This window comes from Nocardiopsis protaetiae (assembly GCF_045446735.1).
In the GTDB taxonomy this organism is placed as follows: Bacteria; Actinomycetota; Actinomycetes; order Streptosporangiales; family Streptosporangiaceae; genus Nocardiopsis; species Nocardiopsis protaetiae.
On record NZ_JBJJBV010000380.1, the window covers coordinates 1 to 5,514 of the forward strand.

6 protein-coding genes are annotated in these 5,514 nt (G+C 69.0%); 2 read left to right on the forward strand and 4 right to left on the reverse strand.

Translation table 11 applies throughout. From position 1 onward, the window contains the following. Together ACJOT3_RS32300 and ACJOT3_RS32305 are read left to right on the forward strand one after the other, a co-directional pair. On the forward strand, positions 1 to 660 hold a 660-nt coding region (locus ACJOT3_RS32300), incomplete at its 5' end, for an RNA-guided endonuclease InsQ/TnpB family protein (RefSeq protein WP_406976923.1). A gap of 170 nt (positions 661 to 830) precedes the next feature. After that, complete coding sequence (locus tag ACJOT3_RS32305; RefSeq protein WP_406976924.1) at positions 831 to 1,853, forward strand: acyltransferase domain-containing protein; 1,023 nt, start codon at positions 831 to 833, stop codon at positions 1,851 to 1,853. Between the two features lie 60 nt (positions 1,854 to 1,913). On the opposite strand, the gene ACJOT3_RS32310 is transcribed toward ACJOT3_RS32305, so the two are convergent. Genes ACJOT3_RS32310 through urtB form a run of 4 tightly spaced genes read right to left on the reverse strand, consistent with a single transcriptional unit; the run spans position 1,914 to position 5,423 of the window. Further along, positions 1,914 to 2,636, reverse strand: coding sequence for an ABC transporter ATP-binding protein (locus ACJOT3_RS32310; protein WP_406976925.1), 723 nt, complete (start codon positions 2,634 to 2,636; stop codon positions 1,914 to 1,916). After that, the gene (urtD, locus tag ACJOT3_RS32315; protein ID WP_406976926.1) at positions 2,633 to 3,382 is read right to left on the reverse strand and encodes an urea ABC transporter ATP-binding protein UrtD; all 750 of its coding nucleotides are present in this window, start codon (positions 3,380 to 3,382) and stop codon (positions 2,633 to 2,635) included. The genes ACJOT3_RS32310 and urtD overlap by 4 nt, the downstream gene beginning before the upstream one ends. A gap of 11 nt (positions 3,383 to 3,393) precedes the next feature. Then, positions 3,394 to 4,536 carry an urea ABC transporter permease subunit UrtC gene (gene urtC, locus ACJOT3_RS32320; protein WP_406976927.1) on the reverse strand — a complete coding sequence of 381 codons (1,143 nt, stop codon included), beginning with the start codon at positions 4,534 to 4,536 and terminating at the stop codon, positions 3,394 to 3,396. Continuing rightward, the gene (gene urtB / locus ACJOT3_RS32325) at positions 4,533 to 5,423 is read right to left on the reverse strand and encodes an urea ABC transporter permease subunit UrtB (RefSeq protein ID WP_406976928.1); all 891 of its coding nucleotides are present in this window, start codon (positions 5,421 to 5,423) and stop codon (positions 4,533 to 4,535) included. Before urtB ends, urtC begins: the two co-directional genes overlap by 4 nt. Between the last annotated feature and the right edge of the window lie 91 nt (positions 5,424 to 5,514).

Genomic DNA, 5,514 nt, shown 5'->3' on the forward strand with positions numbered 1-5,514 from the left:
CGGAGGGTGTCCCGCCGCCGGGGACCGGATCGGCGCACCCGGCAGGAACCATCAAGGAGGTGGCGCCGGGCCAACGAGCAGCGCAACCGGATCCACCACCGCATCGCGGACCTGCGCGCCGATGCGCTGCACAAGCTCACCACGTCCCTGGCCCGCGAGTACGAAACCGTGGTCGTGGAGGACCTGCACGTGGCCGGGATGGTGAGGAACCGGCGTCTGGCCCGGTCGATCGCCGATGCCTCCTTCGGTGAGATCCGCCGCCAACTGGCCTATAAGACCGTGTGGAACGGTGGGTGGCTGGTGGTGGCGGATCGGTGGTTCGCCTCCTCCAAGACGTGCTCGGGCTGTGGTGCGGTGAAAGCCAAGCTGCCCCTGTCCGTGCGCACCTTCAGCTGCGGCGAGTGCGGTCTGGTCCTGGACCGGGACGTCAACGCCGCACGCAACCTGGCCGCCCTGGCGGCGCGGGTGAGCAGTAGTACCGGTACCGGAGTGGCCGGAGACCGGGACACGCAAGTGTCGAAGCCTCGTGGAGCCGACCGTAAGACCCGCACCACCCGCCGGGGCCGCAACGCCCCGGCGGGGCGGGCAGATGGCGCAACACCGCGCGAGCGGAAGGAAACGGGAGACCGTCGTCAGGACACCCAACCGCCGTTGTGGTGACCGGCACGGACCTTCCGGACAGAAATGTCCGGGATGCTGATATCCGACCACGGAATCAGCAACGGTGAGACGCGTGGTGTGCACGTTCGGGTTCACTTGTGTTGATTTTGTTCATGGTGGGTGGTTCGGGCACTCGCGCGAGGGTCGGTTGTTCGGCCATGATGTGGCGCATGAACGCTGACATGGTGGCCGACCGGTTGGGTCTGGCGGAGGATGACCGTCGTTGGTTGATCGCGGCGCGGGGGTTGCCGGAGCCGTGGGAGCCGTTGCGGGTGCCGCAGGGTGGGGATGCGGAGCGGGTGTGGGACGAGTTCGGTCTGGCGCCTGAGGACCGTGCGGAGGTGGCTGCGGTGTGGCCGGGTCCGTCGGGTGAGGGGTGGTCGGCGGAGGCGTGGGCGCTGGTGGTGGGGATGTACCGGCGTTTGGCGGCGGATGCCCAGTTGCCTGTGGGGACGTGGGTGGATTGGCCGTCGTTGGTGGCGTATGACGATGTGCGGGTGCGGGTGGCGTCGTTGGTGGCTTTTGCGGCGCGGGTGCCGGCGCAGTATGCGGCGCATGGTGCGTTGGGGGTGGATCCGGCGGTGACGCGGGCGACGCTGGCGGATGTGGGTGTGCAGGTGGGGCGTTCGCGGCGGATGTTCGGTCGGGTGGGTGTGGAGACTGCGGCGTGGGTGGCGGCGCAGTTCCGGGGGCGGTTGTTCTGGGTGGGGGGTTTGCAGTTGGAGCCGGGGGTGTTGGGGCCTCAGGGCGGGGTGGAGTGGTATTCGGGGGAGGAGGCCGCGGGGCTGGGTCCGGGGATGGGTGTGGGGGATCCGGTGTTGCGGTTGCACATTCCGTCGGGTGGGTTGGATCCGGTGTCGGTGTCGGATGCGTTGGGGCGGGCGCGGGGTTTTGCGCGGGCGCATCTGGGGGTGGATCCGGTGGTGGCGACGTGTACGTCGTGGTTGTTGGATCCGCGGTGGGGTGAGGTGTTGGGGGAGTCGTCGAACATCGTGCGGTTCCAGCGGCGGTTCACGTTGGTGGGTGGGGGTGTGCCGGGGGAGTCGGATGTGTTCCGGTTCGTGTTCGGGATGCCGGAGGTGGATGTGGCTCGGGCGCCGCGGAATACGCGTTTGGAGCGTGCGGTGGTGGAGCGTTTGGAGGCGGGTGGGGGTTGGCAGGTGCGGACGGGGTGGTTGCCCTTGTCGGGGTGAGGTGTGGTTGTGGGGGTGTCGGCCGGGTGGTCGGTGCCCCCTTTTTTTGTGGGGTGTGGGTCAGATGGCGAGGAGGGTGTGGGCGGTTTCTTCGGTGAGGTCGTTCTTGGGGCCGGTGTGGGTGATGCGGCCGCCGTCGATGACGGTGACGGTGTCGGCGCAGCGCAGGGCGACGTCGAGGTATTGCTCGACGAGGAGGATGGTGGTGCCCTGGGCGGCGATGTCGGTGATGGCGTTCTCGATCTCGGTGACGATGTTGGGCTGGATGCCTTCGGTGGGTTCGTCGAGGATGAGCAGGTCGGGGTCGGTGACGAGGGCGCGGGCGATGGCGAGTTGTTGGGCTTGGCCGCCGGAGAGCAGGCCTGCGCGGCGGTCGAGGAGGGGGGTGAGTCGGGGGAAGTGGGTGAGGGCGGTGTCGATGAGGTGGGGGCCGCCTCGTTTGGCGCCTTGGTGGGCGACGTGGAGGTTCTCGGCGACGGTGAGGGGTGCGAAGGTCTCGTGGCCTTGGGGTGCGTAGCCGATGCCGTTGCGGATGCGGGTGTGGGGTGGGGTGCGGGTGATGTCGGTGCCGTTGTGGTGGATGGTGCCGGTGGTGGGGGTGAGGAGTCCGGCGATGGTGTTGAGGAGGGTGGTTTTTCCGACGCCGTTGCGGCCCATGATGCAGGCGACGGTGCCGGGGTGGATGGTGAGGTCGATGTCGAAGAGGACGCGGGCGCGGCCGTAGCCGGCGTTGAGGCCGGTGATCTGGAGGGTGGGGGCGGGGTCGTGTTCGGGGGGTGTCATGCGGGGGTCTCCTGGGTGGTGGTGCGGCCGAGGTAGACCTCGCGGACCTTGGGGTCGTTCTGGACGGTGGTGAGGTCGCCGTGGGTGAGGATGCGGCCTTCGTGCAGGACGGTGACCTGGTGGGCGTAGCGGCGGAGGAAGTCCATGTCGTGTTCGATGACGACGATGGTGTGGTCGTGGGCGATGTGGGTGAGGAGTTCGCCGGTGCGGGTGCGTTCTTCGGCGTTCATGCCGGCGACGGGTTCGTCGAGGAGGAGTAGTCGGGGTTTCTGGGCCAGGAGCATGGCGATTTCGAGCCATTGGCGTTGGCCGTGGGAGAGGGTGGCGGCGGGTTTGTGGGCGAGGTGGGTGAGGTCGACGCGGTCCAGGACGGCGAGGGCGTCGGGGGGTGTGGTGGGGGCGCGTCGGAGGAGTCGCCAGGGGGTGAGGCGGGAGGAGGCGGCGAGGTCGACGTTCTCGATGACGGTGAGTTCTTCGAAGACGACGCTGGTCTGGAAGGTGCGTCCGATGCCGTGGCGGACGATGCGGTGTTCGGGGGTGCGGGTGATGTCGGTGTTGTCGAAGGTGATGGTGCCGTGGGTGGGGCGGGTGCGGCCGGTGATGGTGTCGATGAGGGTGGTTTTGCCGGCGCCGTTGGGTCCGATGAGGAAGCGGAGTTCGCCTTCGTCGATGGTGAGGTCGATGTGGTCGAGGGCGGTGAAGGGGCCGAAGGTGACGGTGAGGTCGGTGAGGGTGAGCAGGCTCATGGGTTTCTCCGTCAGGCGGGGGTGCTCTGTTGGGCGGCCGGTTCGGGTGCGGGTTCCGGGGTGGGTGTTCGGCGGGTGAGGTGGTTTTTGAGGGTGGTGGCCAGTCCGGCGAGGCCGCGGGGGGCCAGGGCGATGACGAGGACGAAGAGGGCGCCTTGGAGGTAGGTCCAGCCGCCGGCGAAGGTTTCGGCGAAGGTGGTCTGGGCGGTGTTCATGACGATGGCGCCGGCGGCGGCTCCGGCGAGGGAGTGGCGGCCGCCGATGGCGACGGCGAGGACCATCATGATCGAGGGGATGACGCCGATGAGGGTGGGGGAGATGATGCCCATGATGGGGACGAAGAGGGCTCCTGCGGCGCCGGCGGCCATGGCGGCGAGGGTGTAGGCGAGGGTTTTGATCCAGGTGGGGTCGTGTCCGAGGTAGCGGACGCGGTCTTCGGCGTCGCGGACGGCGATGAGGAGTTTGCCGTAGCGGCTGTGGGTGATGTGGCGGAAGAGGAGGTAGGTGCCGGTCAGGGTGAGGACGGTGAGGGTGTAGAGGGTGGTCTGTGCGGTGGGGGTGTACAGGCTGGTTCCGGCGAAGACGGGGAAGTTGGTGAGGCCGTTGGAGCCGCCGGTGAGGTGTTGTTGTCCGATGAGGAGGATGACGAAGGCGGCGGCGAGGGCCTGGTTGAGGATGGCGAAGTAGGCGCCGCGGACGCGGCGGCGGAAGACGGACCAGCCCAGGAGTGCGGCGAGGGTGCCGGGGACGAGGATGGCGGCGAGGACGGCGACGGCGGGGCTGGTGAAGGGTTTCCAGAACCAGGGGAGTTGGGTGAGGCCGGACCAGACCATGAACGGGGGGAGGTCGCCGGTGAGGGGGTCGGCGGCGGTGGCTTGGAGGGTGAGGTGCATGGCCATGGCGTAGGCGCCCAGGCCGAAGTAGACGCCTTGGCCGAGGGTGAGCATGCCGCCGCGGCCCCAGGCCAGGGCGATGCCGAGGGCGACGATGGCGTAGCAGAGGTATTGGGCGAGGAGGTTGAGGCGGAAGGGTTCGAGGAGTTGGGGGAGTAGGAGGAGGGCGGCGGCGAGGAGGGCGAGGAGGGTGGCGGGTCCGCGCATGCGGTGCAGGAGCGTGGGCGTGGGTGCGGGGGCGGGTGGGGTTGTGGTGGTCATGTGAGGGCCCTTGTTTTGACGGTGAAGAGTCCTTGGGGGCGGGCCTGGAGGAAGGCCACGATGGCGGCGAAGACGATGAGTTTGGCGAGGGAGGCGTCGGCCCAGGCTTCGACGGTGGCGTTGAGGATGCCGAGGGAGAAGGCGGCCAGGACGGTGCCGCTGAGGCGGCCGAGTCCGCCGACGACGACCACGAGGAAGGCGTCGACGATGTAGTTGGTGCCGAGGGTGGGTCCGGTGGGGCCGATGAGGGTGAGGGCGACGCCTGCGATGCCGGCGAGTCCGGAGCCGATGAAGAAGGTGGTGGCGTCGACTTTGCGGGTGTCGATGCCGGAGACGGCGGCGAGGTCGCGGTTGTGGATGACGGCGCGCATGCGGCGGCCTTGGCGGGTGCGGTTGAGGTAGTGGGCGGTGGCGATGACGCAGGTGATGGCGAGGGCGAGGATGAAGAGGCGGGAGTGGTGGATGCGGATGTCGCCGGGGAGGGTGATGCCGCCGGTGAGCCAGGTGGGGGCGGGGACGTCGACGTTGGGTGCGCCGAAGATGTCGCGGGCGGCTTGTTGGAGGATCATGCCGATGCCGAAGGTGAGCAGGAGGGTGTCGAGGGGGCGGCCGTAGAAGTGGCGGATGAGGGTGGTTTCGAGGAGCCAGCCGAGGGTGCCGGTGATGGCGAAGGCGGCGGGTAGGGCGATGAGGAGGCTGTAGGCGGGGTTGAGGCCGATCCAGGCGTGGAGGACGTAGGCGGTGTAGGCGCCGGTCATGATGAGTTCGCCGTGGGCCATGTTGATGACGCCCATTTGGCCGAAGGTGAAGTTGAGGCCGAGGGCGGCGAGGAGGAGGACGGCGCCGATGGCCAGGCCGATGGGGAGTTGGTTGACGAGGGCTTCCACCGTGGTTCCTTTGCGGGGTGTGCCGGGCGGGGGTGGCCGGGCGCCCCGGGGGGGGGGGCGCCCGGTGGTGGGTCAGCCGGTGAGGTCGGCG

What these genes read in the sequence shown, in the direction of transcription:
- ACJOT3_RS32305 (WP_406976924.1), top strand. Translation starts at nt 831, where the DNA reads ATGAACGCTGACATGGTGGCCGACCGGTTGGGTCTGGCGGAGGATGAC.
- ACJOT3_RS32310 (WP_406976925.1), bottom strand. Translation starts at nt 2,636, where the DNA reads ATGACACCCCCCGAACACGACCCCGCCCCCACCCTCCAGATCACCGGC.
- urtD (WP_406976926.1), bottom strand. Translation starts at nt 3,382, where the DNA reads ATGAGCCTGCTCACCCTCACCGACCTCACCGTCACCTTCGGCCCCTTC.
- urtC (WP_406976927.1), bottom strand. Translation starts at nt 4,536, where the DNA reads ATGACCACCACAACCCCACCCGCCCCCGCACCCACGCCCACGCTCCTG.